The 259-nt window shown below is 74.9% G+C and carries 1 protein-coding gene; it reads right to left on the reverse strand.

From position 1 onward, the window contains the following. Positions 1–259: hypothetical protein (locus AC1RPY_RS08030; protein WP_481763158.1), on the reverse strand; the 259-nt coding region annotated here is incomplete at both ends.

A 259-nucleotide genomic window follows, 5' to 3' on the forward strand; every position in this document is an offset into this window, starting at 1 on the left:
GTGAAGAGGTCGGCGCCGAAGGCACGCGCGACGTCGGCCAGCTCCGGCTCCAGAGTCGTCGGCCCGATCCACAGGCCGTCCGCGACCGTGCAGCAGCCGAGCGCCGCGAGGGTCCGCCGCAGGCGGTGCCGCTGCGAGCGCTGATGCTCCGTGAACGAGAACGACACCAGGCACCAGGAGGCGGGCGCCGCGCGCTCGCCGAAGATCCGCGCGTCGCCGCGCTCCAGCATCGGCACGGCGGCGGGGTCGAGCGCATAGC

This window comes from Dellaglioa sp. CoH-56-MRSF-12, assembly GCF_056782075.1.